We start from the raw sequence: 876 nt of genomic DNA, 5'->3' as shown, positions 1-876 counted from the left end.
AATGTTGAATCTACCTGATTACATTACTTCTCATTGCATAGCAGCCACTATCAGAGACACAACCACTATCGCCGTCACATAGGTTCTCACTTTGAAATAATCTGGCGTGATAATACGCGCGCGATTGAGCCCATAATCAATCATCAACATGCTGGCAAATCCAATGACCAGTAACCAAATAAAACCGACCACTGGTAACATCAAAAACCCGAGCCACAGAACAATTGCAATCACATTACTGACTAAAGGCAATCGGACGGCCCATTTATCGTCATCCGCCAAGCTTAAATGATTACCCCACTGCGATCCGGCCATAAACGACGCAATTACCAAACCATAAGTGCTTAATATATCAGCTACTGCCCCTAAGTAAGGTATGTCATTAATGCCTATAATGAGCAGGAGCGCACAAGCGACAAACGGAACAGCACCTGCAAAGGTCAAATAAGGACTGGGTTTTTTCATAATATGAATCTACCTCGTGTTTAGTCTATCGATATTTCTATGATATATGAATGAGACATCTTATTCTAACTCACCTTGCCACTGATGGATAAACTCACCGTTTGGATCGTATTGCTGGGTTTGTTTATCAAGATTGAACTGCCGACACCCTCTTGGATCCGCCCCCACGCCTGCTAGATACTGCCAATTTCCCCAATTACTGGCGACATCATAATCAATAAGATGCTGCTCGAAATAGGTTGCCCCATAACGCCAATCAAGATCCAATTCGTGAATAAAGCAGCTTGCCACCAGTTGTCGTCCGCGGTTAGACATATATCCTGTTGCCTTCAGTTGATGCATACAGGCGTTGACGATGGGGTACTCCGTTTTTCCACTTTTCCATTTCTCCAAACGCCTTTGATCAAGTTG

2 protein-coding genes are annotated in these 876 nt (G+C 43.6%); both read right to left on the bottom strand.

The annotated features are described in order from the left end of the window. Window positions 1-30: 30 nt before the first annotated feature. Window positions 31-465: a DUF3429 domain-containing protein gene (locus ACS8FC_RS15915; RefSeq protein ID WP_439297483.1), complete on the bottom strand. Its 435-nt coding sequence runs from the start codon at window positions 463-465 to the stop codon at window positions 31-33. A 60-nt stretch (window positions 466-525) separates the two neighbouring features. After that, window positions 526-858, bottom strand: a complete 333-nt coding sequence (locus tag ACS8FC_RS15910) for an FAD-binding domain-containing protein (RefSeq protein ID WP_439297484.1) — start codon at window positions 856-858, stop codon at window positions 526-528. Between the last annotated feature and the right edge of the window lie 18 nt (window positions 859-876).

Source organism: Psychrobacter sp. 1Y4 (genome assembly GCF_051847555.1).
This window is presented reverse-complemented; position numbering and strand designations above follow the sequence as displayed.